This is a genomic window from Snodgrassella alvi (assembly GCF_002777745.1).
In the GTDB taxonomy this organism is placed as follows: domain Bacteria; phylum Pseudomonadota; class Gammaproteobacteria; order Burkholderiales; family Neisseriaceae; genus Snodgrassella; species Snodgrassella alvi_D.
This window is the reverse complement of sequence record NZ_MEIO01000049.1, coordinates 86,604-108,958: the sequence shown is the minus strand read 5'-3', so window position 1 is coordinate 108,958 and position 22,355 is coordinate 86,604. Positions and strand designations below refer to the sequence as shown.

Annotated in this window: 17 protein-coding genes, 2 tRNA genes and 1 other RNA gene; 7 read left to right on the top strand and 13 right to left on the bottom strand. The window is 45.2% G+C overall.

Annotation, left to right across the window (positions count from 1 at the left end):
- Window positions 1–25: 25 nt before the first annotated feature.
- The 4 genes from murB to earP form a co-directional block, all read right to left on the bottom strand.
- On the bottom strand, window positions 26–1,075 hold the full coding sequence (gene murB, locus BHC51_RS06555; RefSeq protein WP_100099256.1) for a UDP-N-acetylmuramate dehydrogenase: 1,050 nt from the start codon (window positions 1,073–1,075) through the stop codon (window positions 26–28).
- Window positions 1,072–2,457, bottom strand: coding sequence for an MATE family efflux transporter (locus BHC51_RS06550; protein ID WP_100099255.1), 1,386 nt, complete (start codon window positions 2,455–2,457; stop codon window positions 1,072–1,074). Before BHC51_RS06550 ends, murB begins: the two co-directional genes overlap by 4 nt.
- A 139-nt stretch (window positions 2,458–2,596) precedes the next feature.
- Window positions 2,597–3,157, bottom strand: coding sequence for an elongation factor P (gene efp / locus BHC51_RS06545; RefSeq protein WP_100090392.1), 561 nt, complete (start codon window positions 3,155–3,157; stop codon window positions 2,597–2,599).
- A gap of 44 nt (window positions 3,158–3,201) precedes the next feature.
- Window positions 3,202–4,404, bottom strand: a complete 1,203-nt coding sequence (gene earP / locus BHC51_RS06540) for an elongation factor P maturation arginine rhamnosyltransferase EarP (RefSeq protein WP_100153597.1) — start codon at window positions 4,402–4,404, stop codon at window positions 3,202–3,204.
- A 419-nt stretch (window positions 4,405–4,823) separates the two neighbouring features.
- Here earP and gyrA point away from each other — a divergent pair, with 419 nt between their 5' ends.
- Together gyrA and BHC51_RS06530 are read left to right on the top strand one after the other, a co-directional pair.
- A complete protein-coding gene (gyrA, locus tag BHC51_RS06535) occupies window positions 4,824–7,427 on the top strand; it encodes a DNA gyrase subunit A (protein ID WP_100153596.1) in 2,604 nt (867 codons plus the stop codon).
- Window positions 7,428–7,592: 165 nt separating this feature from the next.
- Complete coding sequence (locus BHC51_RS06530) at window positions 7,593–7,790, top strand: (2Fe-2S)-binding protein (RefSeq protein ID WP_100099252.1); 198 nt, start codon at window positions 7,593–7,595, stop codon at window positions 7,788–7,790.
- 294 nt (window positions 7,791–8,084) lie between these two features.
- Here BHC51_RS06530 and trpE read toward each other — a convergent pair whose 3' ends face one another.
- Window positions 8,085–9,560: an anthranilate synthase component I gene (gene trpE, locus BHC51_RS06520; protein WP_100153595.1), complete on the bottom strand. Its 1,476-nt coding sequence runs from the start codon at window positions 9,558–9,560 to the stop codon at window positions 8,085–8,087.
- A gap of 318 nt (window positions 9,561–9,878) precedes the next feature.
- Window positions 9,879–10,928 carry a recombinase RecA gene (gene recA / locus BHC51_RS06515; RefSeq protein ID WP_100099250.1) on the bottom strand — a complete coding sequence of 350 codons (1,050 nt, stop codon included), beginning with the start codon at window positions 10,926–10,928 and terminating at the stop codon, window positions 9,879–9,881.
- Window positions 10,929–11,362: 434 nt separating this feature from the next.
- Between recA and BHC51_RS06510 the strand changes: the two genes are divergently transcribed.
- The 3 genes from BHC51_RS06510 to BHC51_RS06500 all read left to right on the top strand — a co-directional run bounded on the left by BHC51_RS06510 (window position 11,363) and on the right by BHC51_RS06500 (window position 13,809).
- Complete coding sequence (locus BHC51_RS06510) at window positions 11,363–12,766, top strand: DEAD/DEAH box helicase (RefSeq protein ID WP_100136131.1); 1,404 nt, start codon at window positions 11,363–11,365, stop codon at window positions 12,764–12,766.
- A gap of 116 nt (window positions 12,767–12,882) precedes the next feature.
- Window positions 12,883–12,980, top strand: an RNA gene (ffs, locus tag BHC51_RS06505) — signal recognition particle sRNA small type.
- Window positions 12,981–13,089: 109 nt separating this feature from the next.
- Window positions 13,090–13,809 carry an SIMPL domain-containing protein gene (locus BHC51_RS06500; RefSeq protein ID WP_100099248.1) on the top strand — a complete coding sequence of 240 codons (720 nt, stop codon included), beginning with the start codon at window positions 13,090–13,092 and terminating at the stop codon, window positions 13,807–13,809.
- 107 nt (window positions 13,810–13,916) lie between these two features.
- Here the strand turns inward: BHC51_RS06500 and BHC51_RS06495 are convergent.
- Window positions 13,917–13,991: transfer RNA gene (locus BHC51_RS06495), tRNA-Glu, on the bottom strand.
- Window positions 13,992–13,998: 7 nt separating this feature from the next.
- Window positions 13,999–14,075 (bottom strand) — tRNA-Arg (locus BHC51_RS06490).
- Window positions 14,076–14,296: 221 nt separating this feature from the next.
- On the opposite strand from BHC51_RS06490, the gene BHC51_RS06485 reads away from it, so the two are divergent.
- Window positions 14,297–15,718, top strand: a complete 1,422-nt coding sequence (locus BHC51_RS06485; RefSeq protein WP_100153594.1) for a 3'-5' exonuclease — start codon at window positions 14,297–14,299, stop codon at window positions 15,716–15,718.
- 75 nt (window positions 15,719–15,793) lie between these two features.
- On the opposite strand, the gene BHC51_RS06480 is transcribed toward BHC51_RS06485, so the two are convergent.
- The 3 genes from BHC51_RS06480 to thiL all read right to left on the bottom strand — a co-directional run bounded on the left by BHC51_RS06480 (window position 15,794) and on the right by thiL (window position 17,949).
- Window positions 15,794–16,339, bottom strand: a complete 546-nt coding sequence (locus BHC51_RS06480; RefSeq protein ID WP_100099246.1) for a ZapG family protein — start codon at window positions 16,337–16,339, stop codon at window positions 15,794–15,796.
- A 142-nt stretch (window positions 16,340–16,481) separates the two neighbouring features.
- Window positions 16,482–17,003 (bottom strand): phosphatidylglycerophosphatase A family protein, encoded by a 522-nt coding sequence (locus tag BHC51_RS06475; protein ID WP_373885683.1) that lies wholly within the window; start codon window positions 17,001–17,003, stop codon window positions 16,482–16,484.
- A complete protein-coding gene (thiL, locus tag BHC51_RS06470) occupies window positions 16,987–17,949 on the bottom strand; it encodes a thiamine-phosphate kinase (RefSeq protein ID WP_100153593.1) in 963 nt (320 codons plus the stop codon). Before thiL ends, BHC51_RS06475 begins: the two co-directional genes overlap by 17 nt.
- Window positions 17,950–18,609: 660 nt before the next feature.
- Here thiL and BHC51_RS06465 point away from each other — a divergent pair.
- Window positions 18,610–19,809 (top strand): ATP-grasp domain-containing protein, encoded by a 1,200-nt coding sequence (locus tag BHC51_RS06465; protein ID WP_100153592.1) that lies wholly within the window; start codon window positions 18,610–18,612, stop codon window positions 19,807–19,809.
- A 1,221-nt stretch (window positions 19,810–21,030) separates the two neighbouring features.
- Here the strand turns inward: BHC51_RS06465 and BHC51_RS06460 are convergent.
- Together BHC51_RS06460 and cyaY are read right to left on the bottom strand one after the other, a co-directional pair.
- On the bottom strand, window positions 21,031–21,930 hold the full coding sequence (locus tag BHC51_RS06460) for a LysR family transcriptional regulator (RefSeq protein WP_100099242.1): 900 nt from the start codon (window positions 21,928–21,930) through the stop codon (window positions 21,031–21,033).
- A gap of 21 nt (window positions 21,931–21,951) precedes the next feature.
- Window positions 21,952–22,275 carry an iron donor protein CyaY gene (gene cyaY, locus BHC51_RS06455; RefSeq protein WP_100099273.1) on the bottom strand — a complete coding sequence of 108 codons (324 nt, stop codon included), beginning with the start codon at window positions 22,273–22,275 and terminating at the stop codon, window positions 21,952–21,954.
- Window positions 22,276–22,355 lie beyond the last annotated feature (80 nt).

Here is a 22,355-nt window from a genome sequence, read left to right as displayed (position 1 = left end):
AGATTCCTCAGCATAGTGGCATATATCAGCCGGCAGCCAGCATCAATGTTTGTGGCAGCCATACCGGTTCCGGCTCCAGTTGCACCTGAAAGCGCTGTGCCACACAGCCCTGAACATATCGGGCCAGCGCAACCACATCTGCGGCACTGGCCTGATTTTTATTCACCAACACCAGTGCCTGCCGCTCATGCACCGCAGCCCCGCCAAGCTGATAACCCTTCAAACCACACTGATCAATCAGCCAGCCTGCTGCCAGCTTCATCTGTCCGTCAGACTGTGGATAATGCGGTAAAGCCGGATACTGGTTTAACAGAGTTGTCACCAGCGCCGCCGGCACAACAGGATTCTTAAAAAAACTGCCGGCACTGCCAAGTACACGCGGATCAGGCAGTTTCTGCTGGCGGATATGGCACACAGCCTGAGCCACCATACTAGCCGTTAACGTTTGCCCCCGAGCCAGCTCTGCCGCCACCTGCGCCAGATCACCGTAATGCAACTGTGGCGTAAAACTGCGCGACAGCGCAAACCGCACTGCCACAATCACATAACGCCCCTGTTCACCGTGTTTAAAAATACTGTCCCGATAAGCAAAACAACACTCATCACGATTCAGCCAGCGCAGTTGCCGCTCATCAAGATCAAAACATTGCACCGCTTCAATACAAGACTGTACTTCAACACCATAGGCACCAATATTCTGTACTGGTGCCGCACCTACCGTACCGGGAATCAAACTAAGATTTTCCAGTCCGCTCCAGCCTTGAGCCAGCGTGTACTGTACAAATTCATGCCAGCATTCACCTGCCGCAGCCTCTACCACCACCCGCACACCATCATCTGCTACCAGCCGGATACCACGGTTGGCCATACGTACCACCAGCGCCGGATAATCCGCACAAAACAGTATATTACTCCCACCACCCAGCCACAGCACACTTTGCCGGTCAAATTGTGGCAGCGCCATAATGTCTGGCAACTGAGCCGTATCACTTAGCGTTACCAGCCAGCGCGCCCGAACCGGCAGAGCAAAAGTATTCAATGACTGCAAATCCGCATGTTCAATCACATCTATCATGATTCTCTATCCGCATGCGCCAAAGCAAATTTTTCACTTTGCCGGTGCAAATACCATACCAGCGCCACAGCCGCACCTGTTAACGCCAGTACCAGCGCCAGCCAGAAACCATATAGCGCCATACCAAAATACAAACCAAACAAACAGCCAAATCCCAGTCCCAGCCCCCAAAAGCTGAACGCATGAATCACCATCGGGATTTTAGTCAGCTTATAGCCGCGCAGGGCATACGAAGCAATCGTCTGTGTTGCATCTGACAGCTGAAAAATCGCTGCAAAAATCAGCAGCGTTCCACCCAGAAAAATCACTTCCTGATCCACGGTATACAGACTCACCCAGAAATGCCGAAACAATAGCAGGATCACTCCAGTAAAACAGGCTCCCAGCAATCCCATAGACAGCCCCACACCCGAAACAAAACGGGCACGCTGCCATTTACCCGCACCGACAGCCTGTCCAACACACACCGCCAGCGCAATACCCACACTTTGCGGCAACATATAAATCAGAGAAGTAATACTAATTACCACCTGTTGCGCTGCTACCTGAGTTACCCCGAAGCGCGCAATCAGCAAACTAATAAAAGTAAACAGGCTCACCTCAAGGAAAAACGACATCCCGATCGGAATCCCTAGCCGCAACAAAGAGCCCTGCAAGCGCCATTGCGGCCAGTCAAAACGTGAAAACAGCGCAAACGGAGCAAAAAATCGCTGGCGAAACACATAGATACCCAACACAATTGCATTAAACCAGAAACAGATAGCCGAAGCCAGACCACAGCCTGCTCCGCCCAGTTCCGGCATACCATATTTGCCATAAACAAAAACATAATTCAGTGGAATATTCAGCAGTAACGCAATCAGACTCACCACCATAATTGGCTTCGGACGGTTTAAAGAAGAAGCAAAAGCATAAAAAGCCCGATGAATCATCGCAGCCGGCATACCCAGCGCAATAAAGAACACAAACTGCCCAAACACACCATCTACATATGAGCCCATATTCAGCCAATGCTGCATCGGTACAATCAGCGCCCACAACAACAGCATTCCCAGTACACCTAAGAACAGCCCGAACCATAGTCCTTGCCGCCCCTGTTCACCAATTTCCGTAGTTTTTCCGGCGCCATACAACTGTGCCAGAATCGGCTGCAACGCCGTCATCACCCCCAGAAAAGTAATATACAGCGTAATAAATACATTCGAGCCCAAAGCCACACCGGCCAGATCATTGGCACTGGCATGGCCGGCCATCACCGTATCCACCACACCCACACCCACCTGCGCTGCCTGTGCGATAAGAATTGGCAACGCCAGCCGCAATAATCTGCGACATTCAGCCAGCAACTCACCTCGGCCATGCTGATTCAGTTCAAACAACATGTTTCACCTACAAACTTAAACAATACAAATAATAAAAGACGGCAAGCCGTCACAATCGTTAGGCAGCATGACGCCGCGTAAATCATAACAAAACAGGCTGCCTGAAATTCTTCAGACAGCCTGCCAGCAAGAAAATCAGTTAAGCGCGTTTGCGGAACTCAAAAGTACGTGAATCAATTTCCACCTTATCGCCATTTTCAACATAGGCAGCTACCTGAATCTCAGCACCACCTACCAGACGGGCATTCTTCATTACCTTGCCAGAAGTATCACCTTTTACCGCCGGCTCAGTGTATTCCACTTCACGTACGATAATAGTAGGCAATTCCACAGAAATAGCGCGACCATCATAGAAAGTCACTTCACATTTTTCTTCCATGCCATCCACAATAAACTTGATGGCATCACCAATGTTTTCAGCTTCCACTTCATACTGATTAAATTCATCATCCATGAAAACATACATTGGGTCAGCAAAATAGCTGTAAGTACACTGTTTGCGATCCAGTACTACCACATCAAACTTTTCATCGGCTTTATATACCGTTTCCGTAGCAGCGCCAGTCAGCAAATTTTTCAGTTTCATTTTCACCACGGCAGCATTACGACCGGATTTATTGTATTCGGACTTCTGCACCACCATTGGATCATTGCCCACCATAAATACATTACCCGGGCGCAATTCTTGTGCGGTTTTCATCTTTAATCTAACTTCCAAAAAAGTTCAGCAAATAAATAACTGCATTATTTTAGCGGAAGATGGCTAAATCTGGCTAGTTTTTCCAGCGCACTGTCCTGTGCATGCAGCATTTCAGACCATACCGCAGCCGCTTTTACCCAATTTTGCCAGTTTGCATACAAATCCTGCCACACCTCCACACGCCTTAACCCGTCCAGATTGCCTGCTCCATTCAAATCATCCGACAATGCCATAAAAGCCCCTCGCACCCCAACTGGCCAGCCTGCCATCGCCTTGTTCCAGAACGCATGCAGCTTGTGCAGATGAGCATCATCATCCTGCCGGTAAATATGCCAGAAAAACGGCAACCCTGCCCATAAAGCGCGCACAAAACTATCCTCACCGCGCACAATGGCCGCATCAGCCAGCCACAGCAGGCGGTCAAAGGCCGCCTGCGGCACAAACGGAATGCGCACCAGCGTCAGCTTATCCAGTACATAAACATCGCCGTCCTGTTGCAAAGCATCGGGAGCAATTACCTGCGCAGCCCGCAAACTGTCGACTACCTGCCCCTCAGCCAGCCACAGCGTCATTGGCGCATCCGCCTGCCGCCACATCGCCATCCATTGCGGCCAACACACCGAAGCATAGGCAAATACCAGCCACAACTGGCCGCTATGCTGCAACGGCAAACCATACTGCTGCCTGAATGCCTGCTGCATCGAAACCTGCTGCTGAAACGCAGTCCGCTTAGCCAGATAATCAGCTTCGCGCAACAAGCCGCCACTGGCCGCATCAACACCCATAAACCAGAAATACTTTTCTAAGCCATTGGCCTGCAATGATGGCATAGCATGTAAATCCACCGCCCAGTCTTCTGCCGTCAGATATTCCCAGTTCAGCCACAAAGGTCTGCATTCAGTCATGCGTGCCTGTACCGCTGGTGGTAAATCACAGCCGAATGTTTCAATCACCAGTACCGGATCAGCGGCAGCAGCCAGTTGCCGTTGCATAGCTGCCTCATCATCCTGCCACGTTTCCACCACAATCTGCGGCTGATATCCGGCATGCTCCGGCACCAGCCTGTCCAGTGCACCCAAGTCATCAATCCACAGGCGTACCCGCAAGCACAAAAATTCCGCCAGCAAACAGCTTAAACGCCAGCCCACCCCCACATCACCAAAATTATCGATTACCCGAACAAATACCCATGCCTCAGTTGCCGAACCATTCGTCGGTGCATACACAGAAAAATCCTGACATTGCATAAAAATTTCCTTACCGGCAGCATAACTTAACCCGTCACACCACCATCCGTCATTCTGTCAAGAGAAAAACACACTTGACAGAACGATTTTATCCACATGCATTAAATGTAACGCGCCAAAGACTATAAAAAAAATAAACCAACAAGCCCAAAGACTATCTATTTTTAAGTTCATGTTTTTAAACATTTTTATTTTTAGGCTTATTTTTTAAGCAAGCACATACAAGGCTTGATTTACAGGCAATTATCCAGACACAACTTTCATTTTCCACAGATTTATCCACAAATATTGTGGGCATATCTTTAACCCCTTTAACAACAAGGTTTTTTACACTAAATCATCATCACAATGAAAAATAGTCAGAAACCAATGACTGCTATGGTAAAATAAACCATGCTCTCCAAAGTAGTAAAGCCATTATGTCTGATGCACTTTTTGCCAAAGAAACCATAACAGTATCTCTTGAAGAAGAAATGCGCCGTTCCTACCTCGATTACGCCATGAGCGTTATCGTGGGACGCGCCCTTCCCGACGTGCGCGATGGCCTGAAACCAGTTCATCGTCGTGTACTGTACGCCATGCACGAACTGAACAACGACTGGAATCGTGCCTACAAAAAATCGGCACGTATTGTCGGCGATGTTATCGGTAAATACCACCCCCATGGCGATACCGCCGTTTACGACACCATCGTACGCATGGCACAGGATTTCTCCATGCGTTACATGCTGGTAGACGGACAGGGTAATTTTGGTTCCGTCGATGGCGACAGTGCTGCGGCCATGCGTTATACCGAAATCCGCATGGCAAAAATTGCGCACGAATTACTGGCCGATATCGATCAGGAAACCGTCGACTTCATTCCCAACTACGATGGCAACGAAAGCGAACCGGCCGTACTGCCGACAAGGATTCCGGCACTGCTGGTTAACGGTTCCTCCGGTATCGCCGTTGGCATGGCCACCAATATTCCGCCACACAATATCAACGAAGTCATTGGCGGCGCCAAAGCCTTACTGGCCAACGAAGACCTCAGCATTGACGAACTTATTAACCTGATTCCCGCGCCGGACTTTCCTACCGGCGGCATCATCTACGGCCTCTCCGGCGTACGTGAAGGCTACCGCACCGGCCGCGGCCGCGTCGTTATGCGCGGCAAAACCCATATCGAACCAATCGGTAAACACGATGATCGCGAAGCCATCATCATTGATGAAATCCCGTATCAGGTAAATAAAGCCAGACTGGTTGAAAAAATTGGTGAACTGGTACATAACAAAGTTCTCGAAGGCATTTCCGACCTGCGCGACGAATCAGATAAATCCGGCATGCGCATAGTTATCGAACTGAAACGCAACGAAAATGCCGAAGTCGTACTTAACCAGCTATACAAACTCACCCAGTTGCAAGACAGCTTTGGTATCAACATGGTGGCACTGGTAGACGGCCAGCCGCGCCTGCTCAACTTAAAACAGATACTGAATGAATTTTTACGTCATCGCCGCGAAGTCGTGACCCGGCGCACCATGTTTGCCCTGCGTAAAGCACGCGAACGAGGCCACGTACTTGAAGGTTTAGCTGTAGCCCTGTCCAACCTTGACGAAATCATCACCCTGATTAAAACTTCTGCAACACCACCAGAAGCCAAAGCCGCCCTGACCTCACGTGCGTGGCGCTCAGGTCTGGTCGCAGAAATGCTCGCCCGCAGTGATATCGATGCCAAACTGGTTAAGCCACAGGATTTACCTGAAAATACTGGACTATTAGGCAACGACTACTACCTATCTGAGGCACAAGCACAAGCCATTCTTGAGATGCGTTTGCAACGCCTTACCGGTTTGGAACAAGATAAAATCGTTGAAGAATACAAAAGCGTCCTCGATGTCATACTTGACCTGCTCGACATTCTGGCCAATCCAGCACGCATCAACCAGATTATCCATGACGAACTAACGGCCATTCAACAACAGTTTGGAGATGAACGCCGCAGCGAAATCAATACTTTTGGTGGCGACATTGCCGACGAAGACCTGATACCGCAACGCGACATGGTTGTTACCCTCACTCATGGCGGCTATATCAAAACCCAGCAGGTAGACGACTATCAGGCACAACGGCGTGGCGGTCGTGGCAAACAGGCCACCGCCACCAAAGATGAAGACTTTATCGAAACCTTGTTTATCGCCAACACCCATGACTACCTGCTGTGCTTCACCAGCTTGGGCAAATGTCACTGGATAAAAGTCTACAAACTGCCCGAAGGTGGCCGCAACAGCCGTGGCCGGCCGGTTAACAACCTGATTCAGCTCGAAGATGGTGAAAAAATCAACACCATCCTGCCAGTACGCGAATTCAGCGAAAACGAATACGTCTTCATGTGTACCGAACAGGGCATCGTCAAAAAAACTTCCCTGATCGACTTCTCCCGTCCACGTACCGCCGGCATCATCGCCCTCGGACTGGACGAAGGCGACCACCTGATAGGCGCCGTAAAAACTGCCGGCAAACACGACATCATGCTGTTTTCCAATGGCGGTAAAGCCGTACGCTTCAGCGAAGACAACGTCCGTGCGATGGGACGTAGTGCCCGTGGCGTACGCGGCATGAAACTGGCTGAAAACAATCAGGTCATTAGTCTGCTGGCATACGATGCCGAAAAAGACAGCAACAAACTGGTACTTACCACTACAGCCAACGGCTATGGCAAACGCACTGCCGTTGACGACTACCGCCGTTCCGGCCGTGGTACTCAGGGCGTTATTGCCATCGATACCGGTGAACGCAATGGCGACCTCGTGGCCGCCACCCTCGTGGCCGACAGTGACGACCTGATGCTGATTACCAGCGGTGGCGTACTGATTCGCACCAAAGTCGACCAGATACGCGCCACCGGCCGCGCCGCTGCCGGCGTAAAACTCATCAATCTTGATGAAGGTGAAAAACTGGTAAGTCTGGAACGCATTGCCGAACCAGAAGAAAACAGCAACACCGAAGTAGATATACTAGATACCCCTGAGGATTAAATTCAGTTTTCAAACAACATAAAGCCGACTTCTCCAGTCGGCTTTATTCTTATCCAAATAAATATTCTTACCACATCCATCATAGCAATCCACCACTTGATAACAATAATGAAATCCATTATCATCTTTATTTGCAAAACAAACCATATACACAAAGGAAAAGCCATGTACGTTTGTCTGTGCAATGCCATCACCGATCGCCAGATAAAAGAAACCGTAGCCGCCGGCGCTTCCAGCCTTACCGACTTGCAGGCGCAGCTTGGCGTCGCCACCTGTTGCGGCTGCTGTGCCGATTTGGCCAGCTCATACCTGTCCTGCCACCACGACAACCTAACCAATTGCACCAAAGCCGATAACAAATAAACAATCAAATATCAAAAATAAAAAATTGCAAATATTTCCCGTTACAGCGGCTTATTTAAAGCTTAAGCTGATGAATGGGCGACAAAACCAATATGGACATAACTATTCACCATCCACGGTACTGCTATTAATATTATTTTGGGATCAGAATCAATATATTTCTGAATTATCCTAATCAACTGTTTATCAATACCCTGCCGCTGAAAGCTGATAACGGTCATCCACCGCAATATCGGCCAGATAAATTACATACACAAAATCCGTCATACAGCAGAACCTATAAAGATTTATATATTATTTATCCAGCCCTTGTTGCACCATATGTGCCGCTCTGATAACAGCTCTGGCTTTATTCTGGGTTTCTTGCCACTCCAGTTCTTCATCGGAATCAAATACGATCCCGCCACCACTTTGTACATATAAGGTGTTATTTCTGATAACGCCAGTCCGAATAGCAATACATAAATCCATATCCCCAGAAAAACTCAGGTAGCCCACTGCTCCGCCATAGATACCACGTTTGTTTGGTTCTAATTCTTCAATGATTTCTAAAGCCCGTACTTTAGGTGCACCTGAAAGCGTACCTGCCGGAAAAGTAGCGGCTAGTACATCCAGATTAGACAGACCATCCTGTAATTCACCTTCTACATTAGATACCATATGCATTACATGGGAATAGCGTTCGATAATCATTTTATCGGTAACTTTTACCTGACCAATTTTGCTGACGCGTCCGACATCATTACGGCCAAGATCAATTAGCATTACGTGTTCGGCTAGTTCTTTAGGATCTTGGGTCAATTCCTGTGCCAGCGCCTGATCCTCTTCGGCAGTTTTACCGCGAGGACGTGTTCCGGCAATGGGTCGTACGGTAACGCTGTCTTGCTCACGCCGCACCAGAATTTCAGGTGAAGAACCGACAACATGAAAATCGTCAAAGTGGTAATAGAATAAATAAGGAGATGGATTGAGGGTACGCAAAGCACGGTACAGACTTAATGGATTGTCATTAAATGGCATACTCAGGCGCTGACTGGGCACAACTTGCATACAATCGCCATTAAGGATGTATTCACGCACACGTTTAACGTAATTTTTGTATTGCTCTTCGCCGGTTTCGGCAATAGGTTCAGTTAACTTGCTGCCAAGTGAAAGAGGTAACTGTACGCTCTGACGCAGAGCGGTTCGCAATTCTTCCAGCCGTGTGCGCGCCTGCTGATAGCCGTCTTTTTTACTGGTATCAGCATAAACAATCAAATAAATTTTTCCTGACAAGTTATCGACAACAGCTAATTCTAATGAAAGCAGCAGAAAAATATCTGGTACACCTATGGGATTAGGCTTGTCTGTCTGTTTCAGGCGATGAGCAATTTGCTCAAAATGATAAATGGTTTCATAACCAAAATAGCCAACCAGCCCACCGGTAAACCGTGGTAAATCAGGGATATCGGGAGTTTTATATCTGGACTGAAATGTGTTAATAAATTTTAGCGGGTTACCCTGATGTGTCTCAACCAGCTGCGCCTGCTGATAAACCTCGGTGGTTCTACCAGATATTTTTAAATAAGTATTACAAGGCAGGCCGATAAAGGAGTATCGTCCAAAACGCTCACCATTAACTACAGACTCGAGCAGGTAGCTGAATGGTTTATTTGCCAGTTTCAGATAAAGCGATAATGGCGTATCCATATCTGCCAGTACTTCTTGTACCAAAGGGATATGGGTATAACCGGCTACAGCTTGTCGCTGGTATTCAGCTAGGGTAATCATAATTTACTTAGTCTGTGTATTTATACGCTGTCTTAGATATGAAAGTTTCTGAACTGCTGTTCTTTCTTAATTCATATCATAGCGTAATTCTGGGTTTAAAGCATGTTTACCAATATGGAAAATCTTAATGTACAGCAGCAGATAATATAAATTTTAATGTTTGAATAAATATATTTATATTCTACGGCAACGGTTTTGCCTGTGAGAATCAATGTTTATTTTTATATGGTTATTTAGGTGTTGTAACTGAATTAATACAAAGGTGACTTTAGCCGGATATTAAAAAGCTGCCGATGTACAGGCAGCTCCTTCGGTAACTTACTCTTCAACAGGCGCTTCGCCGTCAGTTTCATCCAGTTGCCCTTCGGTAATCTGGGGGGTAATACCAACTTTATTGCGAATTTTAAGGTTAATTTCGTTGGCAACTTCAGGATTGTCTTTAAGCCATTGGCGTACATTGTCTTTACCCTGACCAATTTTGCTGCCATTGTAACTGTACCAAGCTCCGGCTTTCTCTACAATCCCCAGTTTTACACCGATATCAATCAATTCGCCTTCCCAGCTGATACCTTCACCGTACAGAATATCAAATTCAGCCTGTTTAAACGGTGGGGCAACTTTGTTCTTGATAACCTTTACGCGGGTTTCATTACCAAGCACATCATCTCCTTTTTTTATCTGGCCAATCTTGCGGATGTCCAGACGTACAGATGAGTAGAATTTGAGCGCGTTACCACCAGTGGTGGTCTCAGGGTTACCAAACATAACACCGATTTTCATACGAATCTGGTTGATAAAGATAACCAGTGTATTGGTTTTTTTAATATTACCTGTCAGTTTGCGCAAAGCCTGACTCATCAGACGCGCCTGCAAACCCACATGACTGTCACCCATTTCACCCTCGATTTCGGCTTTAGGCACCAGTGCTGCTACGGAATCAACTACTAGCATATCTACTCCGCCACTGCGTACCAGCATATCGCAGATTTCCAGTGCCTGCTCCCCGGTATCAGGCTGGGACACCAGAAGATCTTCGACTTTTACGCCCAACTTACGGGCATAGATAGGGTCAAAAGCATTTTCGGCATCGATAAAGGCACATACTCCACCACCCTTTTGACATTGGGCAATGGCTTCCAGACATAAAGTGGTTTTACCAGAAGATTCCGGACCATAAATTTCTACGATACGGCCACGAGGCAAGCCACCTACGCCCAGAGCCAAGTCAAGCCCTAGTGAGCCTGTGGAGATAACTTCGAGATTTTCATCGGTATGGCTACCATCCATTTTCATGATGGAACCTTTACCAAAACTTCTTTCTATCTGCGCTAGTGCCGCAGCTAATGCTTTGCTTTTCTCATCAGACATGATGCTGTGCTCGCTTGCTATGTAATTAACTTTAATAAATCAATTATCGCATAAGCTTATGGTCAGGTGTTTAGCAAAAGCTTAGTTATGCTATCTATTTGAATTTAACAATTTTGTTATCTGTTACCGGTGGTGTAAATGCCCGTCAGTGGTGGGCTGTGGATGACTATAGTTACTTCATCTGGCTGGTCTTTTACGAATTTTTATTTATTTTTAGGCAGATGGCTGTCAGGTTTATAACAGGTTGATAAAGATGATACACTATTGGTTTACATAAGTGACTTATATTATTGTTGCTATGACCATAACGTGATGGTTGGATATCTATGTTATGGTGCTCTTCATTAAAAAATGTTGACGTTTGAATAGTCATCAATTCTATCGAATTCGTAACAGTTGCCTATATTGCATACAGCAACTGGAGGTTGTCTAGTATGAATGCTTTTGCCAATCTGGGTTTATCTCAGGAAATCGTCTCTGCACTAACAGATCAGGGCTATCAGGAACCCACACCGATTCAACATGCAGCTATTCCAAAAGCTTTGGCAGGTATGGATTTACTTGCTGCGGCGCAAACTGGTACAGGAAAAACTGCTGCATTTATGCTACCTAGTCTGGAAAGGCTGAAACGCTATGCCAATACTAGCACTTCACCAGCCATGCATCCTGTACGCATGCTGGTGCTCACACCAACGCGTGAACTGGCCGACCAGATTGACCAGAATGTACAGGGTTATCTGAAAAATCTGTCTTTACGCCAGACGGTATTGTTTGGCGGCATGAATATGGAAACTCAGAAGCAGGATTTACGCCAAGGCTGCGAAATTGTTATTGCTACGGTAGGACGCCTGCTTGATCATGTTCAGCAAAAGAATATCCAGCTTAACAAGGTAGAAATTGTAGTTCTGGATGAAGCCGACCGTATGCTGGACATGGGCTTTATTGATGATATCCGCAAAATCATGCAAATGTTGCCACCACAACGTCAAACTCTGCTGTTTTCAGCAACTTTTGCACCGGCAATCCAGCGATTGGCTCAGGATTTTATGCACAATCCGGAAAAGATTCAGGTAGCAGCACAAAATACTACTTCAGCCAATGTGGAACAGCATATTATTGCTCTGGATGGCGGACGTAAACGTTCATTGTTACAGCGACTAATTAGCGACCTGAACATGAATCAGGTAATTGTGTTTTGTAATACCAAGCAAAGCGTAGATCAGGTTAATCGGGAATTAAACCGCCGTGGTATCAGTGCTCAGGCAATTCATGGTGACAAGTCGCAACAGACCCGTCTGGAAACGCTGGCACAATTTAAAGAAGGTAGTTTGCGTGTTTTGGTTGCCACTGATGTAGCTGCACGTGGGCTGGATATTGCTGAGCTTCCGTTTGTAATCAATTATGAACTACCACTAAATGCAGAAGATTATGTACATCGTATTGGACGTACTGGACGGGCAGGTGCTGAGGGCGTGGCCATTTCCCTGATGGATGAGCAGGAACAGAAAGTATTTAATGCTATTAAAGATTTAACTGGAAATGATTTGCGGATTGAGCGAATTGAGGGTTTTGAACCACGCTGGTGGGAACAAACGCCAGCAGAAAATAAAGCATCGCAGATTTCATCAGTTAAAGTTGAGAGTGATACTCCTCGTCAGCGTGAACGAGTAATCAGATCTGGCACGAATAACGCCAATAAGGTGCAGAACAATAAGGAAGTTGATGTTACCTGCCAACAGATTCCGGGGCGTACGCGCCGCTTTAGCCGGCACAATCATCCGCAATGTGCCTTGCTACAGCCTAATTACGGAGCACGCAAAACTAAAATTCGTATTTAGTTCTAATTTGTAGTGCTTTGAAATTATTTTGATTTTTTACAACAGCAATTTTATTCATCAATAAATTGCGAAAAAATTTGGGAATTAATACAACTATCGGTATAATGCGCTGCTGTGGCGGGTCTCCTCGCATGGTTATTTAGGACAACGGGTCAGGTGCGGAAGCAAGCAGCCCATCTTAAAGCGACCAGTGCCGGGGGTTTGGCTCGCCACCCTCATCTCAGTCTTTTCTATTTCTATATTTCCCCTGTTTATCAATTGATTGTTGTATTCACTCTGCCACTTTGCTAATCTGTTTTAATCAGGTTGCAACAAGAGTTCACATGATGAATACACGCCCTTTCTCATATATTATTTCTATATTGTTGTCCGTCTGCTCTTTTTGCAGTCTGGCAGAAAGTTTAAATTACGGCATAGTTGAGCTGAACGCACAGGCGACACAAGCTGTTGCCCGGAATGAAATGATACTGGTGCTAAAAATTCAGCAACAGGGAAGCAACAGACAGCAAATCAGCAATACGGTTACCACTCGTTTAAATCAGGTTCTGGCTGCGGCGCACCGACATAATGATTTTAATACAACACAATTGACTCGCACGGTTGAACCCAGATTTGACTATCAGAAAAATAAGCGCACTGATAATGGCTGGCAGGACAGTGTCCTCATACAGATCAAAAGTACGAACTTAACGGCATTAAACCGGTTTGCCACTGAGGTACAGAATCTGGCTGCTGTTGTGGCTATCAATTATCAGGTTGCGGATACTACACTGCAAAATTATGAAGCAAAACTGACTCAGGAAGCTATTGCACGTTTTCAGCAACGTGCAGTGTTAATTGCTCATGCACTGGGCGGACATGGCTACAAGGTGGTGAGTATGAGTTTGGGGAGTAGTCAGGATTCACGGGATTATGGCGCTTATGCGTCACCGGTAATGTTAAGCCGTATGGCAGATTCAGCTCCGGTTCAGGATACGGCTGCGGGTGAAACTCAGTTAACATTAAACATTAATGGAAAGATTCAGATAACAGGATTACCATGATGAGAAACGGAGATACAGATATCCGGTTCTAATATCAGCTTAAAATTTATATAAAGAATCAGGAGATAAAATAAAAGCCAGTTTTGACAACTGGCTTTTATTTTTATTGGCACGCCCACGGGGAATCGAACCCCGGTTACCGCCGTGAAAGGGCGATGTCCTAACCGCTAGACGATGGGCGCGTAGAACTGGTGCACCCGGAGCGATTCGAACGCCCGACCCTCTGGTTCGTAGCCAGATACTCTATCCAACTGAGCTACGGGTGCGTGAAAGATGTGCAGTATAGGTAACATTAGCGTCCATGTCAATACCAGTCATATTCAAAAATTAGCAATAATAAGCAATATATTGTTTTAGCAATAAATTAATCGGGCATTAATCCAATGGGCAAAATACTTCAGGTAATTAAAATGCCATAAACATGTTGGCTGTATAGTCCGTCATTTTGGTATAAAATAGCAGTTCTTTTGCGTTTCCTGTTTGCGTCATGAGTATTGTTACCGATAATGACGCCGCTGCATTTGCCGAGCTGGCAGCGGTTTTGTTTACGCTGCCCATGCCTGTTGCAATTGTTGATCTTGAAACCACTGGTGGCCATTTCGAACACGACCGGATTACCGAAATTGCTATTCTACGGTTTCATCGTGGCTGCATCAGCCGTCATCAATGGCTGATTAATCCGCAACAACCCATTAGTGATTTTATTACTCAGTTAACCGGTATCAGTAATGACATGGTACAGAATGCCCCCATCTTTGCTGATATTGCCAGTGAGTTATTGCCATTGTTACGTGGACACCTGCTGGTAGCCCACAATAGTCGTTTTGATTATACTTTTCTGCGCCATGCTTTTTCGCGCTGCCATATTGGCTTTGCAGCACCAACTCTGGATACTGTACCTTTCTCACGCAAATTATATCCACAACATTTTAAACATAATCTGGATAGCATTATTGAGCGCTTTACGATTAAGATTGCCGCCACTGAACGTCATCGCGCTATGGGAGATGTACTGGCACTAACAGAATTTCTGCAATGCAGCTTATTCGAAAAAACTGTTCCGGTTTGGCTGGCACAATGGCAAGCACTGATTAAACCCGGTTATCTGCCCGCATGGCTTAAACCTGAATTACGCCAGCAGCTATATGCTTTACCAGACTGCTCTGGTTTAATTTTGCAGCAGGCAGCCCAGCATAAACCAATAACAATGATGGTACTGGAGCGTGCATTTACTGATATCTGTACACTATTACAAAATCAAAATGCGCAAATACAATGGCAGCAAACTCATAAGGTTGATTTTATTCCAGCTATCAGTATTCTGCATGCCTTATGGTTGCAAGGTCATTATGTAATGCAACAACAGGCACAACCATATTCTGATGAAACTGTTACGCCAGCCAAATGGTATACAGTTTCTTTTGTTGCAAACCATCATGGACAGCTACAGGCTCGGATTATTACACTTAGGGAAGGTATTCTGTCACACCCGCCTTATGGGTTGTTTATGCATCCGCGTGCCGCCAAGCGTGCACTGGCCGACTGGGCGCGCCGCTATGGTTTATGTCCGGCAGTTCTGGATATAACTCCTCAGAGTCTTGGCCGCAATGAACCCTGCCCGAATCAGGCAGCGCGGATATGTGATGGCACTTGTCGATTGGACTCTGCTACACAGAAACAAAATAAGCTGGTATTACAATATGCTCCGTTATTACCTGTTTGTGATTGGGGCAGATGGCATCAGTTAGAGCTTACTGAAATCGAAGCAGCAACTGCAACAGAAGTAGTTTTAGAAGCACAGGCCGGTTGCATACGGCTGGATGAACAGCACTGGTATTTTCACCCCCTATTACCCAAACTACTGAAACAGCGGCTGAAAAAACCAGAAAATATCGTATTTGTGCGTTGAGAGTAATAAAAATATCAGGCTGTGAGGGTAAATCTTCATAGCCTGATATCATGGATAACACCTAAAAAATGGCGCTCAGGATTTGCTCTGCTGTAAATCCTCGCTTTTGGCTTCTATTACATTATCATGTACCACATGCTTAGGTTGAGTAAGCTGTTCATGTACACGTCCGGCATTCGTTCCAATGCGATCCGGTACCTGATCCGGCATACCATTAATCGGTATCACTGCTGCTTCAGTGACATCGGTATAAGGTACAGATGAATCAGTATCAGTTTGTGAATTTTTATTGTCAGACTGTGTCATAAATGCCAGAGTAACGCTTTTGTTAGCACGTTTCTGCAACTGCTCATGCATGGCTGTTTTGTCCATTAACTGTTGCGCATCACCGTTCAGTTGCTGTAATACTTTCAGGTAACTGCGATTCAATTCATCTATAGCACCAGCAGTATCAATAAAATGTTTGTCTACCTGCTGTCGATAGTTATCAAAACTGGCTTTCACTGTCTGATACTGCTGGCGCTGTTTACCGCCACGCAAAAATAACCACATCAAACCAAGCCCAAGCAACAGTCCGATTACTGCAGCAATTGACACATATAACCAAAGCTGACTATTCATGCTGTTTTCCTTTTCCCAATCAAGATTTCATTTATTATCACCAACGGCTATGACCATGACTGCCATAGCTAGCATAACTTATTCTAACCGCTTACTGGCTAAACATTTAGTTGTCTAAGCTATTTTCAGCCCTTCTGCCTGATTAAACCAGCAGATATACAGCCGGTAATAAAACCAGCAGGCTGAACAGAGCTGCAATCAAATCGTCTAGCATAATACCAAAACCACCGTGAACACGCGCATCAAACCAGCGGATAGGCCATGGTTTTACCGCATCAAAGAACCGGAAAACCGCAAAGCCTGCCATCCACCAAATCCAATTTGTTGGTATACAAAATAAAATCAGCATCATGGCTGCAATTTCGTCCCAGACAATGCCGCCATAATCTTGCCGGCATAATGCTTGTTCCGTGTAGTCACAAATAAAAATACCCACTAGAAACAGTAGTCCAGCAAACACAATGTTGTACCAGAACGGTAAATTCAGCATCAGCCAGCATGCGGCCAGTGGAATGGCAGGTAATGTGCCAAATGTTCCAGGAGCTTTCGGCGCCAGCCCCGTCCCAAAGCCAAAGCCCAGCCAGCAGACTGGATACCTGCATAGCCAGCGCCATGTTGGCGTAACTGGTATCGTTGTTGTTTCAGTCTTAGACAAAATGATCAAATCCTTGTTGCTGTAGTTGTATCACGTTACCCGCATGATCATGTAAATGCAATTGAGCGCCTGCGGTAATGACGCCGATACGGGTTACGGGCGTGCCGGTTCTCTCAGCAGCAGCCATAATCGCCGCACGTTGCACCGGCGAGGCGGTAAATACCAGCTCATAATCATCGCCTCCGGCTAACAACCATTGTCTTAGCTGTGCCAACGGCAGCGCTTGCTGTTTTAAAGTTGTCAACGTAGGAATTAAATCTGCATTAATTTCTGCGCCAACCTTACTGGCTTGAAGAATATGCCCGATATCTTGCGCCAGACCATCGGATATATCCTGTGCCGCATGTGCTAAAGATAATAGCTCCTGTCCTAAAGCCACTCGTGGCTGAGGACGCAATCGTCTCTCTTCGCATTGGGCAAATATCGCAGCAGGTAAAGTAACCTTATTCCAGTGCACATCCAGAGCAGCAGCAGCCAATCCAAGTAAACCAGACACCCAGATATCATCACCAGCTTCAGCTGCATCGCGCCTTAATGACTGCCGACAAGGGGTTTCGCCAATAATATTAACATTAAAAACCCAATTTCCTTTAGTGGTATCACCACCTATGAGTGTTACACCAAAACGCGCGGCAAGTGCAAACAAGGAATTACAAAATGCTTCTATCCAATCTTTATTTAGTTCAGGCAACGCCACACTAAGCAAAGCCCAACGTGGTTTAGCTCCCATGGCCGCCATGTCCGAAAGATTGACAGCCAGTACTTTATGCGCCAGATCTGCCGGCGCAACATCTGGAAAAAAATGTGTTCCACCTACAAGCATATCAGTACTAAAATGCAGATCATAACCGCTGCGCGGACGTACGATAGCTGCATCATCACCGATTCCCAGAATAAGTTGCTCATCCTGTTGCTGACGATACAAATATTGATGAATAAAATCAAATTCATTCACGATAGATTGGCTTTATAATTCAAATCGGATTCTGATTTTAAGATGTCTGATTTAATCTTTCCAGAAAAGTTTGTTGCTGTAAGCAAGTAAGAATGGTTTTAGCCAAAATAGTTATAAATTAAATTTTAAACCTCATTAAGAACTAAATCGTTATATAAGCAATTCACAATAAAATTATATTACTTATCTATATAATATATCGAGAGCAAGTCAGTTAAATAACTCCATATATAGAAAGCAATCATCACATATATGAGAGGAAAAACAAAAGAATCTGCCGGTGTTCAACCAAAACATACAACAAGTGTAAACAAAGTAACACAAAATGCTTCTAACTAATCTTTATTCAGTTCAGGCAACGCACACTAAGCAGATCCCCGTATGTTTTGGCAGCCAATACCTTATGCGTCATACCCATCAACGCAACATCTGGAAAAAAATGTGTGCCATTTATCAACAATTCGGAACAGAACTACATATCATAACCACTTTATTATCAATATCTAATATCAGCTCTTTATCTTGTTGCAATACAACATAGATACAAGCAAATAGAATCAAATTCTGTCACAATAGATGCAGTTTATTTTCTGAAGTCAGGGTCTAATTCTAATAGTCTCTGTACCTCTATATTTTCTATTTAAAGCGCTATACCCAGTTATGCACAATATTCTTATTCTAGGAGCCAGATCACCTGCCAGTCTGACATGGGCGCGCCTTCTGGCCAAGGCAGGCCATCGGGTACACATGGCAGAAAGCTTAGGCTATGCCATAAGCCGTTTTAGCAGATATACGTTAACTTATACCCGTCTGCCTTCACCCAAACAGCAACCCAGACAGTGGCTAGAACAATTGATACAACTACTGGTAAGGGAAAAAATTCATACCATCATTCCAAACTGCGAAGAAGTGTTTTATCTGGCATCTGCCAATGCTCTTATTCAGCAGGCTCACCCCTGCCAGCTTTTTACCAGCTCTATTTCACTATTAACGCAACTGCATCACAAAGGTGATTTTGCCCAGCTTACACAAGACTGGCCTGTTTCTGCTCCCGAAACGGTATTACTGACTGATCAGAACCAGTTTGACGCATTTAAACAGCAAAAATTTTCAACAAACAAACAATGGGTGTTTAAACCTGCTTATTCGCGCTTCGCCACTCATACCTTAATCTGCCCAACAACTATTGAATACAACCAGATACAAGCAACTCCACAGCAACCCTGGGTGGCACAGCAATATATCCAAGGTAAAGAATACTGTAGTTACAGTATCATCAGGCATGGACAGCTTGTTGCTCATAGCTGCTACCAACCAAAATACCGAGTCGGTCAGGGTGCCGGCATTTATTTTGATCCAGTGCAGAAAATAAAAATTCGTCATTTTATTGAATACTTTGCCAAACAAACCCAATATCATGGGCAGGTGGGATTTGATTTCATCGAAGACTCAGCGGGCAAAATATACGTGCTTGAATGCAACCCCCGCGCCACCAGCGGCATTCACTTTCTGGAGCAGTTGCCACAAACAACACAAACAGCCATTGCTCACGCAGCCATGGAGGCAGATACCGATTTACCCATCAACCAACTCAAGATGGATGATCTGCAACCAGCTATGCATAATCTGGTTATGCTATTTACACCCCAGATATGGCGATTTTTTACCAAAAAAACTTTCTGGCGTGATTATCAGCAAGCGTGCGATGCTGTGTGGACAAAAGAGGATATCTTGCCTTATTTAATCCAACCCGTTCCTACCGCAGAAATACTGCTTCGAGCCATGTCATCACATAGCAGTTTTCTGGCTGCGACAACTTCAGATATAGAATGGGATGGAGTGCCTGTTGCTTTTCATTGATACCAACTAAATTCATGCTAATAAATCCATATACAGCAGATAAGCTACTTCCTATCAGGAATTTACCCGACAACCATGCCTTCTGGATGATACCTGCGTCAATAATGCACCGTTTAAGGTAAGCAGTATTACTATAGATGAAGAAATTGCTGCTATCTGAAACACCAGCAATAATACCCACACCAACTAAGTGTGCAGCCTGCTGAATAGCTATGGTTCTTCATTGCGAACAGAACTAAAATTAATTAAAACTCTAAAACTGCGACGTGCGCTGTTGACCGACTTATCCTATACAGCACATGTTCTATTACAGAACAGTGGTCTAAGCAGTGAAATTTTTCTGGAAAACTGGTATTTACACGACCACTCGCTACCATTGCTTACCGTTCGACACAGAGCATCATCGTGACAGTAAAAGCACTAGAAACACAGGCAATAGAATAGAGGTAAAATCATCAACCAATTACTATCCGTTCACTCCCCCGCTTTGCATACCAAAATCATTGATCAGCTCAGGCATAATGGCTTTCTGATAATCCCGACCCTGAAAATATGAATTGCCGACAATTTTCGCGACCACTCATGGCGCAAACGCCCACAGGTTAAAAGAGATTTAAGTCTTGCAAGAAAATCTACTGCGCAAACAAACTGGATAGAGAGTAAAGATTTTAGCGATGCGGATGTTGAAAGAAGTTTATTTCCATACAACCAAATATACCGTAGTAAACTCCTCATATTTATCCCTGACTTATAGCCTGTCTTGTTTCAAAACAGTAGCAGTTACCGGTTTTATTAAACTTTGCGGACTGCGCGTCCTGTAAATCATTCATCAACCAGTTTTGCCGCTCATTCAGCTACAGCGCACTCCAACACCAAACCTTTGCTAAACCCTTTTATCGGCATTGTCCGGTGCGATAATCTATTTAGCACCCCACTATTTGGATATAAACTCAAACGTCCAATCAAAGAAAATTTGTATTATCACCTGATGTTAAAAGTCTTTTGAGAAGCAGCACAGCATCTGGGCAGCGTACACTGTAGTGGTAGTAGTGGTAGTAGTGGTAGTACTGGAAATTTTAAAGCATTACGAAGTGCAAAGATGCATACTGAGTATTTAGAGCACTGACCACAACCATTGATACCTTTATCATTCCTTATACAGCCAAAAATCAGTTATAGCTGTACTTAACAGCAATTCCTAAATCATGTTAGTACTTTGCATTAAGGCAGCAATCCACTGAGCTCACCCAGGAACCAATTTACCCGCGGATCAGGCGTTGGTCGGGTTACCGCAAAGTAATTCACAATATTAGTTGCCTGCTGGGTTAGCAAAGGTATCAATACACCGCTGCGCACATAAGGCTCAGCAATTTCTTCCGACAACAAACCAAGATGACTGCCTGCAAGAATAAACAGCAGCGTAGCATGTTGCTTGTGAGCCACCGCAGTTGTGTTACCGCTCATCAAACTATTTCCTTCTTGCTGACGAGCGTAGGTGCGTTTTACCCATTGATAGTCTTCGGCAAGTAAATTCAGCGTTAAATCCTTGATTTTAGCTGCCGGATGCGAGGCATGACAATATATATACTCACGCTCTTCAAATACCAACTGATAGTGCAGATTTTTCAGCAAACTGTAATAATAACCAATACCAAGATCCATCTGATTATTGGCAATGGCAATTTCAATATCTTGCGGTGCACAGATATCTACAGACAACCGCAATTCCGGATAATGCTGATAGGCGCTGGCAATTACTTGATTGAAAATACGCTGGAAATCAGACGACAAATACTCTACTAGCCCAATGCGCAACGTACCAGACAATACCGAACGATGCCATTTAATATTTTGCACTTCGCGATGAAATTCAGAAGTTGCCTGTAACAATAAAGTACAGGCTTCATATAACTGATGTCCTGCCTTAGTTAAGGCAAAACCAGAACGACCACGCCGGCATAGAATCACACCCAGACTTTCCTCAAGATGTGCCAGATGAGTACTGATAGCCGATTGCGACATATTCAGCCGCTTTTGTGCTGCAGTAACACCCTGACATTCCACAATAGCCACAAAAGCCTGCAAAGCCTTTAAATCATGTTTAATCAAGGTGTGTAACATAACCCGCCCCTTTACCAGAAATCAGTTTAACACCGAAATATGCACCTCATCACCACAGGCAGCAGACAATACCTGACTCAATACCGCAAAAAACTCACTGCCATCCCGCGCTGATAACCATTGTCCGCGCTGGCAAGCAAAATGATAACCACCGCTTTTCGCCGCTATCCATAATTCCTGAGTAGCAGCATGGCGGTTAACAATAATCTGTTCCCCGCTATCAGCCTCTATCGTAAGTACATTACCACTGGCTTCACAATCCAGATCCCAGCCAGCTGTGTCAATACTTTCCTCAATATAGCCAAATAGATCATCACTATATTGTAAAAATTCACTTTCGGTCATTTTGCTTACCATAACCCTACATTTTATTACATTCAAACTGTTATCTTGCCATATAATATGGTTAAATCCTAGTTTTATAC

Excerpts from the sequence above, each read along its gene's own strand:
- BHC51_RS06485 (WP_100153594.1), top strand. The coding sequence starts at position 14,297 with ATGAGTATTGTTACCGATAATGACGCCGCTGCATTTGCCGAGCTGGCA.
- murB (WP_100099256.1), bottom strand. The coding sequence starts at position 1,075 with ATGATAGATGTGATTGAACATGCGGATTTGCAGTCATTGAATACTTTT.
- BHC51_RS06465 (WP_100153592.1), top strand. The coding sequence starts at position 18,610 with ATGCACAATATTCTTATTCTAGGAGCCAGATCACCTGCCAGTCTGACA.
- earP (WP_100153597.1), bottom strand. The coding sequence starts at position 4,404 with ATGCAATGTCAGGATTTTTCTGTGTATGCACCGACGAATGGTTCGGCA.
- BHC51_RS06550 (WP_100099255.1), bottom strand. The coding sequence starts at position 2,457 with ATGTTGTTTGAACTGAATCAGCATGGCCGAGGTGAGTTGCTGGCTGAA.
- BHC51_RS06480 (WP_100099246.1), bottom strand. The coding sequence starts at position 16,339 with ATGAATAGTCAGCTTTGGTTATATGTGTCAATTGCTGCAGTAATCGGA.
- BHC51_RS06530 (WP_100099252.1), top strand. The coding sequence starts at position 7,593 with ATGTACGTTTGTCTGTGCAATGCCATCACCGATCGCCAGATAAAAGAA.
- BHC51_RS06460 (WP_100099242.1), bottom strand. The coding sequence starts at position 21,930 with ATGTTACACACCTTGATTAAACATGATTTAAAGGCTTTGCAGGCTTTT.
- cyaY (WP_100099273.1), bottom strand. The coding sequence starts at position 22,275 with ATGACCGAAAGTGAATTTTTACAATATAGTGATGATCTATTTGGCTAT.
- recA (WP_100099250.1), bottom strand. The coding sequence starts at position 10,928 with ATGTCTGATGAGAAAAGCAAAGCATTAGCTGCGGCACTAGCGCAGATA.
- gyrA (WP_100153596.1), top strand. The coding sequence starts at position 4,824 with ATGTCTGATGCACTTTTTGCCAAAGAAACCATAACAGTATCTCTTGAA.
- BHC51_RS06510 (WP_100136131.1), top strand. The coding sequence starts at position 11,363 with ATGAATGCTTTTGCCAATCTGGGTTTATCTCAGGAAATCGTCTCTGCA.
- trpE (WP_100153595.1), bottom strand. The coding sequence starts at position 9,560 with ATGATTACCCTAGCTGAATACCAGCGACAAGCTGTAGCCGGTTATACC.
- BHC51_RS06500 (WP_100099248.1), top strand. The coding sequence starts at position 13,090 with ATGATGAATACACGCCCTTTCTCATATATTATTTCTATATTGTTGTCC.
- efp (WP_100090392.1), bottom strand. The coding sequence starts at position 3,157 with ATGAAAACCGCACAAGAATTGCGCCCGGGTAATGTATTTATGGTGGGC.